Source organism: Demequina sediminis (assembly GCF_030296675.1).
Taxonomy (GTDB): domain Bacteria; phylum Actinomycetota; class Actinomycetes; order Actinomycetales; family Demequinaceae; genus Demequina; species Demequina sediminis.
Genome location: NZ_AP027736.1, coordinates 1,355,816 through 1,375,560 on the forward strand (window position 1 = coordinate 1,355,816; position 19,745 = coordinate 1,375,560).

At 70.7% G+C, this 19,745-nt stretch carries 13 protein-coding genes and 5 pseudogenes; 10 read left to right on the forward strand and 8 right to left on the reverse strand.

The window, feature by feature from the left end; translation table 11 throughout:
* The first annotated feature begins 29 nt into the window (after positions 1-29).
* The 4 genes and pseudogenes from pepN (at position 30) to QUE44_RS06910 (ending at position 5,325) form a co-directional block, all read left to right on the forward strand.
* Positions 30-2,630, forward strand: a complete 2,601-nt coding sequence (gene pepN / locus QUE44_RS06900; protein WP_286213783.1) for an aminopeptidase N — start codon at positions 30-32, stop codon at positions 2,628-2,630.
* Positions 2,631-2,699: 69 nt separating this feature from the next.
* A pseudogene (locus QUE44_RS14060) lies at positions 2,700-3,119 on the forward strand (aminopeptidase N); the annotation flags it as partial.
* Positions 3,092-3,532 (forward strand): hypothetical protein, encoded by a 441-nt coding sequence (locus QUE44_RS06905; RefSeq protein WP_286213784.1) that lies wholly within the window; start codon positions 3,092-3,094, stop codon positions 3,530-3,532. The pseudogene QUE44_RS14060 and the gene QUE44_RS06905, both read left to right, overlap by 28 nt.
* The gene (locus QUE44_RS06910) at positions 3,487-5,325 is read left to right on the forward strand and encodes a M1 family aminopeptidase (protein ID WP_286213786.1); all 1,839 of its coding nucleotides are present in this window, start codon (positions 3,487-3,489) and stop codon (positions 5,323-5,325) included. The genes QUE44_RS06905 and QUE44_RS06910 overlap by 46 nt, the downstream gene beginning before the upstream one ends.
* Here the strand turns inward: QUE44_RS06910 and QUE44_RS14490 are convergent.
* Both QUE44_RS14490 and malQ read right to left on the reverse strand, forming a co-directional pair.
* Positions 5,306-5,854 (reverse strand): 4-alpha-glucanotransferase, encoded by a 549-nt coding sequence (locus tag QUE44_RS14490; protein ID WP_491375248.1) that lies wholly within the window; start codon positions 5,852-5,854, stop codon positions 5,306-5,308. The two genes, QUE44_RS06910 and QUE44_RS14490, sit on opposite strands and share 20 nt — an antisense overlap.
* Positions 5,839-7,299, reverse strand: a pseudogene (gene malQ / locus QUE44_RS14065) (4-alpha-glucanotransferase); the annotation flags it as partial. The gene QUE44_RS14490 and the pseudogene malQ, both read right to left, overlap by 16 nt.
* Before the next feature lie 520 nt (positions 7,300-7,819).
* On the opposite strand from malQ, the pseudogene QUE44_RS06925 reads away from it, so the two are divergent.
* The 6 genes and pseudogenes from QUE44_RS06925 to QUE44_RS06950 all read left to right on the forward strand — a co-directional run.
* Positions 7,820-8,473, forward strand: a pseudogene (locus QUE44_RS06925) (mechanosensitive ion channel family protein); the annotation flags it as partial.
* Between the two features lie 115 nt (positions 8,474-8,588).
* Entirely contained in the window at positions 8,589-9,014 is a 426-nt protein-coding gene (locus QUE44_RS06930) for a globin (RefSeq protein ID WP_286216707.1), read from the forward strand.
* Positions 9,015-9,127: 113 nt separating this feature from the next.
* Positions 9,128-9,898 (forward strand): annotated as a pseudogene (locus QUE44_RS06935) (acyl-CoA thioesterase); the annotation flags it as partial.
* A 341-nt stretch (positions 9,899-10,239) separates the two neighbouring features.
* Positions 10,240-11,537: pseudogene (locus QUE44_RS06940) on the forward strand (quaternary amine ABC transporter ATP-binding protein).
* Complete coding sequence (locus QUE44_RS06945; protein ID WP_286213788.1) at positions 11,537-12,487, forward strand: ABC transporter permease; 951 nt, start codon at positions 11,537-11,539, stop codon at positions 12,485-12,487. The pseudogene QUE44_RS06940 and the gene QUE44_RS06945 overlap by 1 nt, the downstream one beginning before the upstream one ends.
* A gap of 125 nt (positions 12,488-12,612) precedes the next feature.
* Positions 12,613-13,512, forward strand: coding sequence for a glycine betaine ABC transporter substrate-binding protein (locus QUE44_RS06950; RefSeq protein ID WP_286213789.1), 900 nt, complete (start codon positions 12,613-12,615; stop codon positions 13,510-13,512).
* Positions 13,513-13,577: 65 nt separating this feature from the next.
* On the opposite strand, the gene QUE44_RS06955 is transcribed toward QUE44_RS06950, so the two are convergent.
* The 6 genes from QUE44_RS06955 to QUE44_RS06980 form a co-directional block, all read right to left on the reverse strand.
* Positions 13,578-14,057: an acyl-CoA thioesterase gene (locus QUE44_RS06955; RefSeq protein WP_286213792.1), complete on the reverse strand. Its 480-nt coding sequence runs from the start codon at positions 14,055-14,057 to the stop codon at positions 13,578-13,580.
* A gap of 78 nt (positions 14,058-14,135) precedes the next feature.
* The gene (gene ettA, locus QUE44_RS06960; protein WP_286213793.1) at positions 14,136-15,818 is read right to left on the reverse strand and encodes an energy-dependent translational throttle protein EttA; all 1,683 of its coding nucleotides are present in this window, start codon (positions 15,816-15,818) and stop codon (positions 14,136-14,138) included.
* Positions 15,819-15,919: 101 nt separating this feature from the next.
* Complete coding sequence (locus tag QUE44_RS06965; RefSeq protein WP_286213795.1) at positions 15,920-16,456, reverse strand: single-stranded DNA-binding protein; 537 nt, start codon at positions 16,454-16,456, stop codon at positions 15,920-15,922.
* Between the two features lie 307 nt (positions 16,457-16,763).
* Positions 16,764-17,882, reverse strand: coding sequence for a P-loop NTPase family protein (locus tag QUE44_RS06970; RefSeq protein ID WP_286213797.1), 1,119 nt, complete (start codon positions 17,880-17,882; stop codon positions 16,764-16,766).
* Positions 17,828-18,115: a hypothetical protein gene (locus tag QUE44_RS06975; protein ID WP_286213798.1), complete on the reverse strand. Its 288-nt coding sequence runs from the start codon at positions 18,113-18,115 to the stop codon at positions 17,828-17,830. The genes QUE44_RS06970 and QUE44_RS06975 overlap by 55 nt, the downstream gene beginning before the upstream one ends.
* Positions 18,116-18,117: 2 nt before the next feature.
* A complete protein-coding gene (locus tag QUE44_RS06980; RefSeq protein ID WP_286213799.1) occupies positions 18,118-19,707 on the reverse strand; it encodes a dynamin family protein in 1,590 nt (529 codons plus the stop codon).
* Positions 19,708-19,745: the final 38 nt, after the last annotated feature.

Genomic DNA, 19,745 nt, shown 5'->3' on the forward strand with positions numbered 1-19,745 from the left:
CACGCGGCGGGCGTGGAAGAATCGCCACCATGCCAGGTACCAACCTCACGCGCGCAGAGGCCGAGGCCCGCGCCAGCATCGTCGCCGTCGACACTTACACCGTCGACCTCGACCTCACCACGTCGGACACCACCTTCCGTTCGACCACGACCGTGCGCTTCTCCTCGACCGTGGGAGAGAGCACCTTCATCGACCTGATCGCGCCGTCCGTGCTCGAGATCACCCTCAACGGGCAGTCGCTCGATCCGGCGACGCACTTCGCGGACTCACGCATCACGCTGCCGAACCTGCAGGCGGACAACGAGCTCACCGTGGTCGCGGACTGCGCCTACATGAACACCGGCGAGGGACTGCACCGGTTCGTCGACCCCGAGGACGGCGAGGTGTACCTCTACTCGCAGTTCGAGGTCGCTGACACGCGTCGCGTCTATGCGGTCTTCGAGCAGCCCGACCTCAAGGCCTCGTTCCTCTTCACCGTCACCGCCCCCGCGCACTGGCACGTGCTGTCGAACTCCCCGTCGACCACCTCGCCCGCCGAGGGCGAGGTCACCATCGCGGGCACCGCACGCCCGGTCGCACGCTGGGAGTTCTCCCCCACGACGCGCATCCCGTGCTACGTCACGGCGATCGTCGCCGGGCCGTACCACGAGGTGCCGGGCACGATCACGTCGCGCAAGGGCGAGATCAGCGCGAACGTCTACTGCCGCAAGGCCCTCGCTCAGTACCTCGACGCCGACGTCATCCTCGCGGACACGCAGGCCGGCTTCACCTTCTACGAGGAGAAGTTCGAGACCGAGTACCCGTTCGAGAAGTACGACCAGATCTTCGTGCCCGAGTTCAACGCGGGCGCGATGGAGAACGCCGGCTGCGTGACGTTCCTCGAGGACTACGTGTTCCGCTCCAAGACCGCGCAGGCGCGCATCGAGCGCCGCACGGTCACCGTGCTGCACGAGCTCGCCCACATGTGGTTCGGCGACCTGGTGACGATGAAGTGGTGGAACGACCTGTGGCTCAACGAGTCGTTCGCCGAGTTCGCGTCGACGCTCGCGACCGCCGAGGTCACGAGGTACCGCAACTCGTGGGTGACGTTCAACGCGCTCGAGAAGTCCTGGGCCTACCGCCAGGACCAGCTGCCGTCGACCCACCCGATCATGGCCGACATCCGTGACCTCGAGGACGTCGAGGTGAACTTCGATGGCATCACCTACGCGAAGGGCGCCTCCGTGCTGCGCCAGCTGGTCGCATGGGTGGGTCAGGACCAGTTCTTCGCCGGCGTCGCCGAGTACATGCGCAAGCACCACCACGCCAATGCGACGCTCGCCGACCTCCTCGCCGAGCTCGAGAAGGCCTCGGGTCGCGACCTGTCCCGCTGGTCGGACGTGTGGCTGCAGAAGGCGGGCGTCACGACCCTGCGGCCGGAGATCGAGACGGACGATGCGGGGGTCATGACGTCCTTCGCGGTCCGCCAGGAGGTCCCCGAGGAGTGGCCGACGCTGCGCCCGCACCGCCTGCGGATCGGCGGCTACGACGTCGCCGTGTCCGACGAGGGGGCCGAGGTGCTCCGCCGCGTCATCGACGTCGAGGTCGACATCGACGGCGAACTCACGGCGATCCCCGAGCTCGTGGGCCGTCCCCGCCCCGCCCTCATCCTCGTGAACGACGGCGACCTCGCGTACGCGAAGGTGCGTCTCGACGAGGCCTCGCTCGCGACCGCGGTCGAGCACGTGTCGAAGTTCACCGATCCGCTCGCGCGCTCCATGGTGCTCGCGGCGGCGTGGGACATGACGCGCGACGCCGAGATGCCGGCGCGGCAGTATGTCGACCTGGTGTTGCGCAACGTGGGTGCGGAGACCGAGTCGACGACCGTGATGGTGCTGCTGCGCCAGCTCGCCACGACGCTGAGCCTCTACGTACACCCGACGCTCGCGGACCACGCCCAGACCGAGGCCGCAAGCCAGGTGTGGACGCTCGCCCTCGCCGCCGAGGCAGGCTCGGACAGCCAGCTTCAGTTCGTCCGCGCGTTTGCCGGCCTCGCCAACACGGAGGCGCAGTTCGACACGGTTCAAGCGTTGCTCGACGGCAAGCTGCAGGTCGACGGCATCGAGGTCGACACCGACCTCGCATGGGATCTGCTCATCGCACTCGTCGCAGGGGGCCGCGCGGCCGACCTCGCGATCGAGCTCCAGCTGAGCAAGGACGCGACCGCCTCGGGTCAGCGACGCGCCGCGCACGCCCGCGCCGCGATCGCCACCCCGGAGGCGAAGCGCGCGGCCTTCGACGCTCTGGTCAACGCCGAGACGGACCTCCCGAACGCGCTCCAGTACGAGACGATCGCAGGCTTCATGCATGCGCACGACCACACGCTGCTCGAGCCCTTCGTCGGCGAGTACTTCGGCGCGCTGCGCAGGCTGTACGAGACCAAGACCAACGAGATCGCCGCCAACCTCATCGAGGGCCTCTACCCCGTCGCTCTCGCGGGCCGGGTTCCCGACCTGCAGGACTCGGCGTTCGGCTGGCTCGAGGCCAACGCCGATGCGCACGATGCCCTCAAGCGGCTCGTGGTCGAGGGCAAGGACGGCGTGCGGCGCGCGCTCAAGGCGCAGGCCGCCGACCTCGCGTACGACGCCTAGGGACCGCTTCCTGGTCCTTCGGGAACGGCGACGGTCCGCCCCTCCTGCCAGACTGGGGTCATGCCAGGCATGAACCTCACGAAGCAGGAGGCGGCGGACCGCGCCGCCCTCGTGTCGAACGTCCACTACTCCGTGACGCTCGACTTCACCACCGGCGGCGACACCTACCGCTCGGACACCACGGTCACGTTCGACGCGACTCCCGGCGCGACGACCTTCATCGAGGCGACCGGCGCGACGATCGACCTCGTCGAGCTGAACGGCGCCCCGCTGGACCCCGCCGGCCATCGCGAGGGACGCATCGTCCTCGCGGGACTCGCTGCGCACAATTCTCTGCGCATCGCGGGCGACTTCGCGTATCGAAACGACGGCCAGGCCATCCACCGGTTCGTCGACCCCGCCGATGGGGAGGTCTATCTCTACAGCCAGTTCGCGGCCAACGACGCCAGGGGCGCGTTCGCGTGCTTCGACCAGCCGGACATCAAGGGATCCTTCAGCTTCGACGTGACCGTGCCCGACCACTGGGTGGTCGTCTCGAACTCCCCACCCCGGCCCCCGCGCCGCTCGACGGCACCGTCGACATCGCGGGCACGCGGCGCGGGCGCTCGCGCTGGACCTTCGCCGCGACCGTGCCGATCCCCTGCTACGGCGCCGCCGTGGTCGCGGGCCCGTACGCGTTCCACGAGGGCGTCCTGCACGGCACCGCGGGCGACATCCCCGCGCGCGTCTACGGCCGCCCGTCGCTCGAGCAGCACTTCGACGGTGATCGCGTCCTCGCCGACACCCAGGCGGGACTCGAGCTCTATGAGCGGGTGTTCCGCACCCCTACCCGTACGACAAGTACGACCAGATCTACGTGCCGCAGTACAACCTGGGAGCGATGGAGAACATCGGCTGCGTGACGCTGTCCGAGGACAGGCTCCTCTACCGCGGGCGTGCCTCCGCGGCGGAGCTCGAGGAGCGGACCGTGGTGGTCCTCCACGAGCTCGCGCACATGTGGTTCGGGAACCTCGTCACGATGAAGTGGTGGGACGACCTCTGGCTCAACGAGTCCTTCGCCGAGTTCATCGGCACGTGGGCCGCGGCCGAGGTCACTCAGTGGAAGGACTCGTGGGTCACGTTCGCGGCCGACCGCAAGTCGATCGCGTACGTGCAGGACCAGCTGCCCACCACGCACGCGATCGTCACCGAGGTCCCCGACACCGAGGCAACGGTGTCGGCCTTCGACATGATCACGTACGCGAAGGGTGCGTCCGCGCTCAAGCAGCTCGCGCGCTACGTGGGCGAGAATGCCTTCTTCGGCGGCGTCGCGACCTACCTCGAGCGCTATCACCACTCCAACGCGACTCTCGCGGAGTTCCTCGCCGAGGTCGAGGCCGCCGCGCAGCGCCCACTCGACGAGTGGGCCAGCGTCTGGCTCGAGACCCCCGGTGTCACGACCCTGCGCGCCGTGGTCGCGACGGACGATGCGGGGGTCATCTCCCGCCTCGCGGTCGCCGAGGACGTGCCGGCCGAGTACCCCGTCCATCGTCCCCACCGTGTGGAGATCGCGGGCTACGAGGTGACCGATGGCGTCCCGCGCCGCGCCTGGACGCTGCCCACCACGGTCGGCGGCGAGCTGACGGAGATCGACGAGGCCAAGGGCCGCGCGGTGCCCGACCTCCTGCTGGTCAACGATCGCGACCTCACGTATGCGAAGGTGCACCTCGACGAGCACTCGCTCGCGACGCTCGACGCGTACGGGGGCGCGATCGAGGACCCCATGGTCCAGGCCGGCGTCCTCGACGCGCTGTGGCACATGACCCGCGACGGCTCACTACCGGCCCAGCGCTACGTCGACGCGGTGCTCACGCTGCTGCCGCGCGTCGCGAACTCGGCGACCGCGGAGTCGCACGTCGCGCTCATGGTCGTCGCGCTGCGTCGCTATCTCGCTCCCGAGTTGCTGGCGACCGTCTCCGAGTCCGCCGCCGAGTCGCTGTGGTCCGCGCTTGCGGCGGCGGAACCGGGCTCCGACATCCAGCTCCAGCTGCTCAAGGGCTACGCGCTGCTCGCGGCCACAGAGGACCAGGGGCTGAGGCTGCGCGCGCTCGTCGAGGCGAGCGCCGAGCTGCCGGGGCTGCCCGTCGACTCGGACCTGCTGTGGGACCTCCTCGGTGGGATGGCCGCATGCGGCGGCCTCACGTCCGACGAACTCGACGCGTACGCTGCGCGTGACGTCAGCGCAGCGGGCGAACGCCGCGCCGCGGGGGTGCGTGCCTCGCTCGCAAGCCCCGCCGCGAAGCAGGCTGCGTGGGACGCGCTGGTACGACCGGCCAACGGACCGGCGGCCAACGCCGTCCAGTTCGAGCTCGCCGCCGGCTTCACCCGCGCGATCGATCCGGGCGTCCTGGTCCCGGTGCTCGACGACCTCCTGGGCTCGTTGCGCGAGTACTACGACGCGAACGCCGGATTCGTGGGCGCGCGCGTGGTCAAACACGTGTTCCCCGTCCAGCTCACGGGCCGCGTCGACGACCTCGCCGCGCGAGTGACCGCCTGGCTGGCGGCGAACGCCGACGCCCCGAGCGTGCTGCGCAAGGCGGTGGTCGAGGGACTCGATCACATTCACCGCGCGCAGGTCGCCCAGGCCGTCAGCCGCATGGCCGCGCAGCCCGGCGCGGCCACCACGGAGGAATCCGCTAGGCGCGCGCCGCCTTGATCGCCCGGAACAGGCGGCGCACGCGCGGGTGCTCGAAGAGGTCGTCGAGGAGCACCGGCACGCCGTTGCCGTCCGTGACGGGGATGCACCAGTTGGGGTACTCGGTGTCCGTACCGGGCATGTTCTGCGCACGGCGCTCGCCCACGGCATCGGTCACGGCGATGCCCGTGAGCAGCGCGGGGCTGTTGAGCACCCATCGGTGGAGGCCCGCAATGAGGTCTTCCTCGTTGTAGTCCGGCAGGATCCAGCCGCGCTCAAGCATGATGTCGATGAAGGCCTGACGCTCGCGCGCCGCCTCGGCCTGCGCGTCCTCGATGCTGCCGTCGCCGAGCATCCCCAGCTCCGCGCGCAGCCGCACGTGCTCGCCCGCGAGGTACGCGCCCGTGGGTGGAAGGTCGTGAGTGGTGACCGCCGCGAGAGTGTCCGCACGGTAGTCCTCCGGCACGCGGGGGCGCCGTCGTCGTGGCGCTCGAACCACGCGATCGAGGTGCCCAGGATGCCGCGCGAGTGCAGGTACTCGCGCACCCACGGCTCGACGGTGCCCAGGTCCTCGCCGATCACGACGGCCCCGGCACGCTCGGCCTCGAGCGCGATGATGCCCATGTAGGCCTCGTGGTCGACATACACGTACACGCCGTCGACGGGGATGTGCCCGGCCGGCACCCACCACTGGCGGAACATGCCCAACACGTGGTCGATCCGTAGCGCCCCAGCGTTGCGCACCGCCGCGCGCACCAGATCGCGGAACGGAAGATAGGCCGCGGCCTCGAGGGCGCGCGGCTGCCACGGCGGGATCGACCAGTCCTGGCCGAGTGCGTTGTAGAAGTCCGGCGGCGCGCCCATGCTCATGCCCTGGGCCAAGACGCGCTGATACGACCACGCGTCAGCACCCTCGGGATGCACGCCGACCGCAAGGTCGATCATCACGCCGATGCTCATGCCAGCGCGCGTCGCGGCGGACTGCGCGCGCTCGAGCTGCTCGTCGCAGATCCACTGCAGCCACGCGTGATAGAGCACTCGCTCGGCGTTCTCGTCGCGCCACGCGGCGACCGCGGAGGATGTCGGCGAGTCGAACTCGGCGGGCCACGGCAACCCGCGATGCGCCTCCGCGATCGCGCACCAGGTCGCGAAGTCCTCGAGGGCGGCGCCCTCGCGCAGGCAGAACGCCTCGAACAACGCGTCACGTCCCGCGGAGCGCGGCGCGCGGAATACCTCCTCGAGCGCGGCGGACTTGAGCCGCCAGATCGAGTCGCGGTCCAAGAGGTCGTCGGAGTCGTTGAGGCGCTGCGGTCGCTCCGCCTCCCACGCCAGCAGCGCGCGCTGCTGCGACGGCAGGTAGGCGACCTCCGGAATGTCCTCGACGCGGATGTACAGCGGCGACATGAAGCGCTTGGACGTGGGCAGGTACGGCGAGTTGGTCAGCGGGGCCACCGGCTCGGTCGCGTGCAGCGGGTTGATGAGCACAAAGTCCGCATCGCCGCGGGCCTTGCCCAGCGCGCACAGGTCGGCGAGGTCGGCGAGGTCCCCGATCCCCCACGAGCGCTCCGAGCGCAGCGAGTACAGCTGGACGGTGAGGCCCCACGGCCGCTTCTCGCGGACCTCGGAGGGAAGCGACACCCGCTCGGGCGTCACCACCACGTAGCCGCGGCCGCGCCGGCCGTTGGTCGTCGCCTCGACGCGGTGCCAACCGAGCGGCAGGTCCGCGGGGATCGAGAACGTGGCCCGGCCCATCGTCTGGTTGCCCACGGTGCGGGGAGGCACCCACGCGTCCACCTGCGGGGCGCTGCGCACCTCGCCCGACTCGAGCCGCAAGGCGACCTCGACGGGGTCGCCGTCGATCACGTGCACGGGGAAGGTGCGCTCCTGGCCCGCCGTCACCACCGTGACCGGTGGCACGAGCCGCAGCCATTCCTGATCCTCGAGAGCATCGAGGGAACGCGCGCATGCGGCGTCCGACGACGCGTCGAGTCCCATCGCGGTAAGGGCGGCGCGAATCGCCGCGGCGGAGCAGTGGACAAGGGTTCCGTCGATGGCGTAGTACTCCACGGACACCCCGCACGCGCGAGCGAGCGCGGCGAGGGCCTCCGATGGAGTCTCGCGCTCGACTTCGGGCGCTTCGATCACGGCTCAATCCTGCCAGAAGCGCGGGCGTCAGGGGCGAGCGCCGCGCGCTCGTTACTCTGTCTTCGTGACTCCCTTTGCCGCACTCGCCCCGGTCACGCGCTCGTCGACCCCCACGCCCAGCCCCTCCACGGCGGAACAGCAACTCGAGGACAGTCGCGAGGTGCTTGCCGAGTGGGTCGACAGGCTGCCGTCTGCCGCGCTCACGCTCGGGGTGGTGCTGGTGGTGTTGGTGGTGTTGTGGTTCGTGGGTCGCGCGCTCATTCGCGGCGTCACGCTGGGCATCGAGCGCGGCGCCCCGCTGCAGGACGCGCGCACGCGCAGGGCGCTATCGAAGGCCAAGATTCCGATCGCACAGCCCGACACTGTCGAGATGCGCCTCGAGGCCGAGCGCCGCAGGAAGCGCGCGCGCACTCTCCAGCGGGTCCTCGAGTCGGCACTCGCGGTGGTGCTCATCGCGATCGCGCTGACGACCCTGCTGACCACGCTCGGGGTGCCGGTGGGGCCGATGCTCGCGTCGGCGGGTGTCGTGGGTGTCGCACTGGGCTTTGGCGCCCAGTCGCTGGTCAAGGACGTGCTGAGCGGCATGTTCATGCTCATCGAAGACCAGTACGGCGTGGGCGACGTGGTCGACCTGGGCGAGGCCACCGGCTCGGTCGAGGAGGTAGGCCTGCGCTCGACCCGGCTGCGTTCGCTCGACGGCACCGTCTGGTACATCCCCAACGGCGAGATCCGGCGCGTGGGCAACATGACGCGCATGTGGTCGCGCGCGGTGGTCGAGGCGCGACTCGCGTACGACACGGACGTCGAGGCCGCGCGCCAGGCCATGATCGACGCGGTCGAGGCCGCGAAGGCCGGCTCCGAGATGGTGGCCTCGAACGTGCTGTCGGAGCCCGACGTCGCCGGCATTGAGTCGCTCGAGTTCAACGCGGTGATGCTGCGCCTCCTCGTCCAGGTCAACCCCGCGACCCAGTGGGACATCATGCGCGAGATTCGCCGAGAGATGCGGCGCATCTTCGACGAGCGCGGCATCGAGCTAGCCGTGCCTGGAGAGGCCATGGTGGTCGACACTCCCCGCGCCGCCCGCGCGCGCACGGGGGACATGACGCGCACGAGGGAGGCGACGAGTGAGCACGCCGGGCATGAGCGTGGGCGACGGCCCCACGCAGGCGGAGGGCCAGAGTTTCTTCGAGGCCGTGGGTGGCCACGCCACGTTCGACGCGATCGTGCGAGCGTTCTACGAGGGCGTGGCGGCGGACCCCGTGCTGCGCCCCATGTATCCGGAACACGACATGGAGGGCGCGATCGAGCGCCTCACGCTCTTCCTCGAGCAGTACTGGGGTGGACCCACCACGTACTCGGACCGGCGCGGCCACCCGCGCCTGCGCATGCGTCACCAGCCATTCCGCGTCAACCCGGACGCTCGCGACCGGTGGATCGCCCACATGCGCGAGGCGGTCGCGCGCCAGAATCTCGCGCCGCTGCACGCCGTCACGCTGATGGACTACCTCGAGCGCGCCGCGCACTCGATGGTCAACTCATTCGAGCCCACCGAGGAGGACCGATGACCGCGTTTGAGGACACCTGGGGATCGCAGGCCGTGACGGCGGGGCTGTCCGCGCTCACCCTGCGTCGCGAGTCCGAGACCCGCTTCGAGGGCGACTCCCTGCCGATGCCGGGCGGACGCGTGTTCGGCGGCCAGGTGCTCGCCCAGGCCCTGCTGGCCGCGGGCGCCACGGTGACCGAGGACCGCTTCGCGCATTCGCTGCACGGCTACTTCCTCAGGGCGGGCGACGCCTCCCGTCCCATCCAGTTCGAGGTCGAGGTGCTGCGCGACGGGAGGTCGTTCTCGGCCAGGCGCACGCACGCGCTCCAGGACGGCCGCCCCATCCTGTCGATGATCGCGTCCTTCCAGATCGAGCAGGAGGGGCCCGAGCACGCGGTCGCGATGCCCGAGGTCCCCGGTCCGGACACGGTGACGTCGGGCGTCGAGGTGCTCGCGCCGTTTGCGGGACACCCCCTCGCCGACTTCTGGCTCACCCAGGCGCCCTTCGACGTGCGCCACGTCGAGGGCTCGCTGTTCCTTGGCCCCGACAAGCGGCCCCAGCCCTACCAGACCGCGTGGATGCGCACCCGCGGCCCGATCGAGGGTCCCGACGTGCTTCATCGCGCCCTCCTTGCCTTCGGCTCGGACCAGGTGATGCTCGAGCCGCTGTTGCGCCGCCACGGCGCCTCGTGGGTGACTCCCGACATCTCGTTCGCGAGCCTCGACCACGCCATGTGGTGGCACCGCCCCGCCCGCGCCGACGAGTGGCTGCTCTTCGTTCAGGACGCCCCGACGGCACAGGGCGGGCGCGGGCTCACCGGCACGTGGGTGTTCTCCGAGGACGGGAGGCTCGTCGCCTCCGCCTCCCAGGAGGGGATGATTCGCCTCCCCTTCCCGCCCGCCTAGCAGGGACGATGCCGCCTGGGGGCCGCGCATCGGCCGCCTGCCGTTTATCTCAATTTGGTAAACATTTGTCCTTGCGGAATGAAAGCGGACGTGTGACGTTGGTACGGTCGTAACGCCGCCCTCCCGGGGTGCGTGGGCCTGCACGGCCCGTCGCCCGGAGGGCGCCATCGACCAGCCAAAGGCCTCGTGGCGTCGCCCACCCGGGCGTGCCTGAGCGCTAGTAGCGGTGCCACACGGCGCCGCCCGGCGGGCCCGTGATTGCCGTCCGACGGCTGCGAGTCCCCTCGCTAGCCGAGGTCTTTCGCGCACACCGGAGCCTGAGCTCCAGGAGCAGAGGACACGTGAACGACGAGACGACAGCACTGACGGTCGACGGCCTGTACAAGGTCTTCGGACGCCACGCCGACGATGCGGTGATCGCGCTGCATCGCGGCACCCCCGCGAGCAGCTTCCGCCCGGCACCACCGCCGCGGTCATCGACGCCTCCTTCGAGGTCAAGCGCGGCGAGATCTTCGTGGTGATGGGCCTGTCGGGATCCGGCAAGTCGACCCTCATCCGCACCCTCAACGGGCTCCTCGAGCCCACCGCGGGCACGGTCACGGTCGGAGGCGAGCGCATCACGGGCATCACCCCCAAGCGGCTGCGCGCCGTGCGCCGCGAGCGCATCTCGATGGTCTTCCAGCACTTTGCGCTCCTCCCCCACCGCACGGTGCTCGACAACGTCGCCTACGGGCTCGAGATCCAGGGCGTGGCGCGTGCCGAGCGCGAGGAACGGGCGCGCGAGATCACCGAGATCGTCGGCCTCGCCGGCTGGGAGGACAAGCACCCCCACCAGCTGTCGGGCGGAATGCAGCAGCGCGTGGGTCTCGCGCGCGCCCTCGCCGCGGACACCGACGTGCTCCTCATGGATGAGGCCTTCTCCGCGCTCGATCCCCTCATCCGCCGCGAGATGCAGGAGCAGCTGGTCGACCTGCAGGCGACCCTGGGCAAGACCATCGTGTTCATCACGCACGACCTCAACGAGGCGATGTTTCTTGGCGACCGGATCGCGGTCATGCGCGACGGCAGGATCGTCCAGATCGGCACCCCCGAGGACATCCTCACCGACCCCGCCAACGCCTACGTCGAGCAGTTCGTGGCCGACGTCGACCGCACGCGGGTGCTCACCGCCGAGTCGGTCATGCGCAAGCCGCGCGCCGTGGTCCACCCTTCCGCCGGACCCCACGGCGCGCTCACGATCATGCGCGACGAGCAGCTGAGCGCGGTCTACGTCACCCAGCGTGACCGCAGCCTCGTGGGCTGGGTGAGCGACCGCGATGCTCTCGACCTGGTGCGCAGGGGCGAGCGCGACCTTGCCACGATCATTCGCCGCGACCACGGCGCCGTGCCAAGCGACACCGCGCTGTCCGACCTCTTCATCCCCGCCCTCGAGGCGCAGCTGCCGCTGGGCGTGCAGGACGACAAGGGCCGCCTCGTGGGCGTGATCCCGCGCGTGACCCTCCTCGCCACGCTCGGCGGAGAGCCCGATGCCGCGGCGCAAGCGGCCGCACGGCCCGATCCCTTGCCCACGGAGGTGGTCGACCGGGCGCTCGAGGCCGCGGCCGACTCCCGTTCGCTCACCACGACGGAGGTGCGGTAATGGACCTGCGCATCCCCTTTGGCTCCTGGATCGAGACCGGCACGGACTGGATCGAGGACAACCTCGACTGGCTCCTCGGCTTCCTCGGCGACCTGTGGACCGGCATGTACGACGCCGTCAACTGGGTCTTCTCCTCCCCGCCCGCAATCGCCGTGATCGCGGTCCTGTCCCTCGCGGCGCTCTTCGCGCGAGGCTGGAAGTTCGCGGTCGGCACGGCCGCTGGCCTCACCTTCATCATCGGCGTCGATCAGTGGGACAACGCGATGGACTCGCTGTCGCTCGTGCTCGTCGCGGCGGCGCTGGCGCTGGCGATGGGCATCCCGCTGGGCATCTGGGCGGCGCGCAGCCCGCACGTGTCCGCGGTCGTGAAACCCGTCATGGACTTCCTCCAGACGATGCCCGCCTTCGTCTACCTCATCCCCGCGATCGCCTTCTTCGGAGTCGGCGTCGCCCCCGGCATCTTCGCCACCGTGCTCTTCGCGATCGCCCCCGGTGTGCGCCTGACGGAGTTGGGGATCCGCGGCGTTGACAAGGAGGTGGTCGAGGCCGGTCAGGCCTTCGGCGCCTCGCCGCGGCGCATCCTGCGCCAGATTCAGCTGCCCCTCGCGATGCCGTCCATCATGGCCGGCGTCAACCAGGTCATCATGCTGTCGCTATCGATGGTGGTCATCGCCGGCATGGTCGGCGCGCGCGGCCTCGGAGGCGACGTCACCAGGGCCGTCAGCGCCCTCGACATCGCGATTGGCGCCGAGGCCGGAATCTCCGTCGTCATCCTCGCCGTGGTGCTGGACCGCTTCACCGGCGCCTTCGGGCAGAAGCGCGGAGCGGGCCTCCTCACGCGGCTGCGCGGCACCGTGCTGCGGGCCTCCCCCGTCACGCAGACCCAGGGCAAGGACACCGAGCGGATCCTCGCGGAGAACTCCGGCAACCGCCGCAACCCCGGCCGCTGACGGCGCCTGCCACACCACCACAGACCTCGCGGTCGGACTCCGATCGCGCGCACCCCGCCCCGACCGATGGGCGAACGGTGCTCACGACGGGGGAGACTCCCCTCGCCGGGAAAGGAACACTCATCATGAACGTGCGCTCCATCGCGCCCCTCGCCCTGGCCGCCACCGCGGGGCTGGTCCTCGCCGGCTGCTCGTCGGCCGACTCGGGCGACGCACCCGACTCGTCCGCCGACGCCGCGCCCGCCGCGGGCGGCGAGATCACCTTCGGCGTCTTCAACGGTTGGGACGAGTCGGTCGCCTCGTCGCTGCTGTGGGAGGCCATCCTCGAGGACAAGGGCTACGACGTCACCCTCGAGTACGCGGACCCCGCCGTCACCTTCCAGGCACTCGCCGACGGCGACTACGACCTCGTCACCGACGTGTGGCTGCCCGTGACCCACGCGTCCTACCTCGACCAGTTCGGCGACGACATCGTCGAGGTGGGCTCGTGGTTCGACAGCGCGGCCCTCACGGTCGCGGTGAACGCCGATGCGCCGATCGACTCCTCGACGAGCTCGCCGCGAACGCGGACGCCTTCGGCGGCCGCATCGTCGGCATCGAGCCCGGAGCTCACCGCGGCGGTCGAGGGCGCGATCCCCGTGTACGGGCTCGAGGGCATGGACTTCCTGACCTCGTCGACCCCCGCGATGCTCGCCGAGCTCGACTCCGCGATGGCGGACGGCGAGAACATCGTCGTGACGCTGTGGGAGCCCCACTGGGCGTACGGCGCGTACGACCTCAAGAACCTCGAGGACCCCGAGGGCACGCTGGGCGATGCCGAGGAGATCGTGACGTACTCGCGCACCGGCTTCGCCGACGAGTTCCCCGAGGTCGAGGGCTGGCTCGCGGGCTTCTCGATGGACGCCGAGCTCCTGTACGACCTCGAGAACCAGATCCTCACGGCTGACTCCGAGGACGACTACCCCGCGATCGTCGATGCCTTCATCGCCGACAACCAGGAGTGGGTCGACTCGCTCACCGCATAGGGTCCTCCCCACCGCGAACGCGCCGGCCGCCCCCACGGGCGGCCGGCGCGTTCGCGCGTGTGGCGTCAGCGCTTGCGGAAGGTCACGGGCGCGTCGAGGTGCGCGCTCCACACGTCGCGCTCGGAGTCGGTGAGCCGACGAGGCTGCTGCGTCGCGGCGTCGATGAGCACGAGCGTCGTGGTCGCCTTCGCGAACAGCACCGGCACGTCCGAGCCTTGCGGCGACCACACCTCGTAGCAGATCTCGATGCTCGCCCCTCCGAGCCTGCCGATCCACAGCTGCACGTCGAGGGGGCGGCGCAGGTAAGGAATGGGCGCGAGATACTCGATCTGCTGCGCCGCGATGAGGGTGAGAGTGTCGGCGTCGACGCCGCCTGCGATGAGCGCGGTGTGAGGAACGTCGTGCTCCTCCGCCGCCGAGCGGTCCGCCCAGAAGACCCTGATGCGGGCCTCCTCCAGCAGACGGAGCATCTCGGCATTGTTGACGTGGCCGTAGGCGTCGAGGTCGGACCATCGCAGCGTGATCGGGACGTGAATGCGCGTCATGCCTTCACCGTAGCGCGGACGCGCGACGGCCCCACCCGGCTTGCGGATGAGGCCGTCGCGGTGCGCGTCAGTCGGGTGTCAGTCGCGCGTGAGCTTGCGGTACGTGACGCGGTGCGGGCGAGCGGCGTCGGCCCCGAGCCGCTCGACCTTGTTGGCCTCGTACGACTCGAAGTTGCCCTCGAACCAGAACCAATTGCCCGGGTTCTCCTCGGTGCCCTCGTACGCGAGGATGTGGGTCGCGACGCGGTCGAGGAACCAGCGGTCGTGGGAGACCACCACGGCGCAGCCGGGGAACTCGAGCAGCGCGTTCTCGAGCGAGCCGAGCGTCTCGACGTCGAGGTCGTTGGTCGGCTCGTCGAGCAGCAGCACGTTGCCGCCCTCCTTGAGCGTGAGCGCGAGGTTGAGGCGGTTGCGCTCGCCGCCCGAGAGCACGCCGGCGGGCTTCTGCTGGTCGGGGCCCTTGAATCCGAATGCGCTCACGTACGCGCGCGACGGCATCTCGACCTTGCCCACGTTGATGTAGTCGAGTCCGTCGGAGACGACCTCCCACAGCGACTTCTTGGGATCAATCCCGCCACGGCTCTGGTCGACATACGAGATCTTGACGGTCTCGCCGACCTTGAGCTCGCCACCGTCGAGCGGCTCGAGGCCCACGATGGTCTTGAAGAGCGTGGTCTTACCCACGCCGTTGGGGCCGATCACGCCGACGATGCCGTTGCGCGGCAGCGTGAAGGACAGCCCATCGATGAGCGTGCGGTCGCCGAATCCCTTGTTGAGGTCCTTGGCCTCGATGACCACGGATCCCAGGCGCGGGCCCGGCGGGATCTGGATCTCCTCGAAGTCGAGCTTCCTGGTCCGGTCGGCCTCGGCCGCCATCTCCTCATAGCGCGCAAGTCGCGCCTTCGACTTGGTCTGGCGCCCCTTCGCGTTCGAGCGCACCCACTCGAGCTCGTCCTTGAGGCGCTTTGCCAGCTTGGCGTCCTTCTTGCCCTGCACCTGCAGGCGCTCCTGCTTCTTCTCGAGGTAGGTCGAGTAGTTGCCCTCGTACGGGTATAGGCGGCCCCGGTCGACCTCGCAGATCCACTGCGCGACGTGGTCGAGGAAGTAGCGGTCGTGGGTGACGGCCAACACGGCGCCGGGGTACTTGGCGAGGTGCTGCTCGAGCCACAGCACGGACTCGGCGTCAAGGTGGTTGGTGGGCTCGTCGAGGAGCAGCAGGTCGGGCTTCTCGAGGAGCAGCTTGCACAGCGCGACGCGACGGCGCTCACCGCCGGACAGCACGCTGACGTCCGCGTCCGGCGGCGGGCAGCGCAGCGCGTCCATCGCCTGCTCGAGCTGAGAGTCGAGGTCCCACGCGTCGGCGTGGTCCAGCTCCTCCTGCAGGGTGCCCATCTCCGCGAGCAGCGTGTCGAAGTCCGCGTCGGGGCTCGCCATCTCCTCGGAGATCGCGTTGAACCGCTCGAGCTTCGCGTGGATCTCGCCGACACCCTCGCGGATGTTGCCGATCACGTCCTTGTCCTCGTTGAGAGGGGGCTCCTGGAGCAGGATGCCCACCGAGTAGCCGGGGCTCAGCCGCGCCTCGCCGTTGGACGGCTCCTCGATGCCGGCCATGATCTTGAGGATCGTCGACTTGCCCGCGCCGTTGGGTCCCACCACGCCGATCTTCGCGCCAGGGTAGAACGCCATCGTCACGTCATCGAGGATGACCTTGTCGCCGTGCGCCTTGCGCGCCTTCTGCATGGTGTAGATGAACTCTGCCACTGGTGCTCCGTCAACTCGTCCTGAGCGGGCGCGAGGCGCCCGCATGCCGCCCCTAGCCTACGCGAGGACGATGCCCGGCAGGGGCGGCGCGGACGCCATGCTCAGTGGCCCACGAGCGCCTCGGCGGTGTCGACGGAGTGCTCGTCGGAGTGCTCGTCGGAGTGCTCGTCTGCGTCCTCGACCGCGGGCTCCTCGTCGGGGCCCTCGGCGAGCTCGTACGACTCAACCTCGCCGGACGGCTCGCTCTCGCGCGCCGCCGCCAACGCCGCCGCGGCCGCGGTCGTGTCGGCCTCCGTGAGCGCCGGGTCTCCCGTCGCCCTCGTGAAGGTCGCGGTGCCCCGCGTGCAGTCCGGACCCACCGCCGTGGCGTCGATGATGAGGTCCGTGCGCGGGCCCTCCTTGGCCTCCCACCTGCTGGTGCGCAGCCGTCCCGTGACCACCACGGGCTGCCCCTTGGTGATCGACTTCTCGACCGTCAGCGCGGCCCCGCGGAACAGTCGCACCGTGAACCACTCTGTGGTTCCGTCGACCCACTGCCCGCGTTCGCGGTCGTAGAAGCGCGGCGTCGTGGCAAGGCGGAACGACGCGATCGCGAGTCCCCCTGTCCCAGCGTCAGCCGCACGTCGGTGGCCGCCCACCCCGTAGCCGTGATCGTGAGTTCGTTCATGTCTTCCTCCCTGGTGGCGCACCGTGCGCGCCCCTCCAGCGTCGCCAGGTGTTCGACGCGGAGCGCGACCCGCGCGCCAACTCGTGGACGGCATCGTCCGGTGTCGGGGCTGGGGACATCGCCACGCACGACGGCGGCGCCGGCCCCCGCGAGGGGACCGGCGCCGCCGGTGAGGGAGGAACTACGCGCCGTACGTGCGCATCAGGAACGCGCGGCATCGTCCCGGCATTGCCCGGGTGACCCACGAGTGAACGGAGCGCGGGCCGTTCACGAGAGATTCACTCGGCGGCGTCGCGCCTGTCGGGTGCCTCGGCACGCGCAATGACGGTGAGCTCGTCGAGGTTGCGATAGGCCTGATGAATGAGTGCCGTGGGGTGCACCACGAGCGGCTCGATCGCACCACGCACGGCCGCGTGGGCGCTCGCGATCATCTCCCTGCGCAGCGCCGCGGCGCGCGCTCGCCGTCGCCACAGCGACCGGTGGGGCGCGACGGGCGGCCACTCGACGTCGGACAGCGCCGCATCGATGCGCTCCGTGAGCTCGTCCGCCGGCGCGACGGCGTCCCCGATCACGATCCGCCAGGTGACGGGCAGCCCCTCGGACGCGGCATCCACCCAGTCGAGGCGTTCGCGCTCGACGACGTCGCGGCGCAGGGGCGTGGGCTCCGGCACTGTCGTGCCCCGGCCGGCGACCACCGCGGCGGCGGCCTCGGCACGCGCGTCGACGCCCGCGGCGGCGGTGAGCGCGGCGACCAGCTCCTGCACATCGGGCAGGACGGGGTCGGCGTCGCGCGCGAGCGCCCGCTCGAGCGTGCGCCCTGCCTCGACAAGGTCGGCCGCCACCGCATCGGCGGCCACGGACCGCGCCTGCACCGCGCCCTCGAGCTCCGCCCTCAGCACGTCGACGCCCTGGCCCGTGCGCGCGCTGAGCGGCATGACGGGAACATCGACCATGCCGTCCTCGGCGAGCAGCCGCTGGAGGTCGCGGGCCACGGCCCAACCGTCCTCCGTCGTGAGCCTGTCGACGTGGTTGAGCACTACGAGCGACGGCTGGCCGTGATCCGAGGCCGCCCGCAGGTAGCCCGAGTGAATCGCGTGATCGGCGTACTTCTGCGGGTCCACCACCCACAGGAGCAGGTCGACCCTCGGGATGATCGTGTCGACAAGCTCGCGATTGTGGGGGTTGATCGAGTCGTGGTCGGGCAGGTCGAGCAGCACGAGCCCGGAGAGCTGCGGGTCCTCGGCGGCACCGGCGGCGCCCTCACGGCGCAGTCGCCGCTCGCGGCCCACCCCCAACCAGTCGAGCAGCGCGCCCGCATCGTCGGGCCCCCACACCGCGGCGCTCACCTGCGAGGTCGTGGGTCGCGCCACACCCGGCACCGCGAACGGCACGCCCACGAGCGCGTTGAACAGCGTCGACTTGCCCGACCCGGTCCCCCCGCGAGAGCGATCACGGTCCAGTCGATGCCGAGGCGCAGCCGCTCCTCGCAGCGGTCGACCGTCGCGTGAAGCTCGTCCCTGACCGCGAGGGGAATCGCCTCGCGGGCCCAGTGCAGCGAGGACCGCAGGCGATCGACCCTCGCGCGCAGCACCGCCGACTCGTCGCGCGGCGCAAGGTGGTCGAAGCTCACGCTCACATGAGCCCCCTGAGCTCGGCGCGGCGCAAGCGGATCTTGGCCGAGGCATCGGGCATGAGCGACGGGATGTCGGTGGGACGCATCATGTCGAGTGCCTCGCGGTTGACGCAGTGACGGCGCGCGGCGGCGAGCTCGGCACGGGCCTCGTCGACCGCGGCGCCCACGCCCTGCGAGGTGAGCACCATGAGCGCGGTGCGCGCGGGCTCGACGCCGAGCGCGGCGCTCGCGAGGGTCGTCGTGAGGCCCGGCTCGCCGACCATGCGCACGCCCGTGTCCGCGCCGGGAAGCGCGAGGGCGATCTCCTCGCACCGGTGGAGCCATCGACGCGCCGCATCCGCGGCCTGCCGCTCGCGGGCCTGGCGCGCGTCGCGCGGGTCGCGACGCTCCGCGAGCCACGGCCCGACCCCGGTGCCCGCGCGCCGCAACGTCTCCTCCATCGCCTCCGAGACGGACGATGCCGCCGCCACCAGCCGGGATTCGACCGCCTCGAGAAGGTCGGCGTAGATCGCGAGCAGGACCGCGTCGCGCTGCTCGCGCGCGTGGCCGCGACGGTGCCACGCGGTCGAGCGCAGCCGGAACAGCGCGCCGCCGTCGCTGGTCGCCTGCGCCCAGCGGGTCGTGACCGCTCCGGTGGGGATGCCCTCCCACCACCGGTCGCCGCCCTCCTGTTCGACCTGCGCCGCGCATCGGCGCACCTCGGACCGCACGTCCTTCGCGGCCGCGGACTGGTCATCCATCGCCTCGGCGAGCGTCTCGAGCCACTCCTTGACGGACTCGGCCGCGCCGCGCAGCGTGCGCTCGACGATCGTGGTCGCCGAGGCCGCCGCGACCGAGTCGAGCCAGCGCCCCAGGCCGCCCACGACGTCGCGCGGCACGGTCGCCTGGCGCGTGGTGTCCTCGGGAATCACGAACAGCGGCAGCGACTCGAGGTGCTCCGAGGTCAGCCGGTCGACGAGTTCGCGCCTGACCTGCGCGGCGACGTCGACCGTCACGCGGTTGAGCACGACCGCGATCGACGCGCCACGGTCGGCCCCCTCGCGCAGCGCCTCCCACGGCACGGCATCGCCGTAGCGCGCCGCGGTCGTGACAAAGATCCACAGGTCGGCGGCCTCGAGCAGCAGGCGCGCGACCTCGCGATTCTCGCCGCGCACCGAGTCGAGGTCCGGCGAGTCGACCAACGCGAGGCCGCGCGGCACGGCCTCCGTGGCGATCACCTTCGCGCGCTTGGCGACGTCGGAGAGCACCTGTGTGTCGAGCGGGTGGTGGAAGAGATGAGGGATGCGCGTCGTGGGGCGCAGCACGCCGGACGGCGTCAGCTGCTCACCTACCAGGGCATTGACCACGGTCGACTTGCCCGCCCCGGTCGAGCCGGCGACCACGACGATCGCGGGAGAGGCCTCCTCGCGCACGCGCGGGATGAGGTGGTGATCCAGCTGGTCGAGGGTGCGCCGGATGGTCTCGCGCGCCTCCTCGACGCCGGGCGTCGGCAGGGGCAGCTCGACCCCCGCGACCACGCGTCGGGTATCGACCAGGGCGTCGAGGAGGTTGCCGGGGTACGACCACGTCTTGATCGGACGCATGCTCATGCGTCGACGCACCCTCTCCTGACCATGCCCCCAGGGTA

Excerpts from the sequence above, each read along its gene's own strand:
- QUE44_RS06950 (WP_286213789.1), top strand. The coding sequence starts at position 12,613 with ATGAACGTGCGCTCCATCGCGCCCCTCGCCCTGGCCGCCACCGCGGGG.
- QUE44_RS06930 (WP_286216707.1), top strand. The coding sequence starts at position 8,589 with ATGAGCGTGGGCGACGGCCCCACGCAGGCGGAGGGCCAGAGTTTCTTC.
- QUE44_RS06955 (WP_286213792.1), bottom strand. The coding sequence starts at position 14,057 with ATGACGCGCATTCACGTCCCGATCACGCTGCGATGGTCCGACCTCGAC.
- QUE44_RS06980 (WP_286213799.1), bottom strand. The coding sequence starts at position 19,707 with ATGAGCATGCGTCCGATCAAGACGTGGTCGTACCCCGGCAACCTCCTC.
- pepN (WP_286213783.1), top strand. The coding sequence starts at position 30 with ATGCCAGGTACCAACCTCACGCGCGCAGAGGCCGAGGCCCGCGCCAGC.
- QUE44_RS06945 (WP_286213788.1), top strand. The coding sequence starts at position 11,537 with ATGGACCTGCGCATCCCCTTTGGCTCCTGGATCGAGACCGGCACGGAC.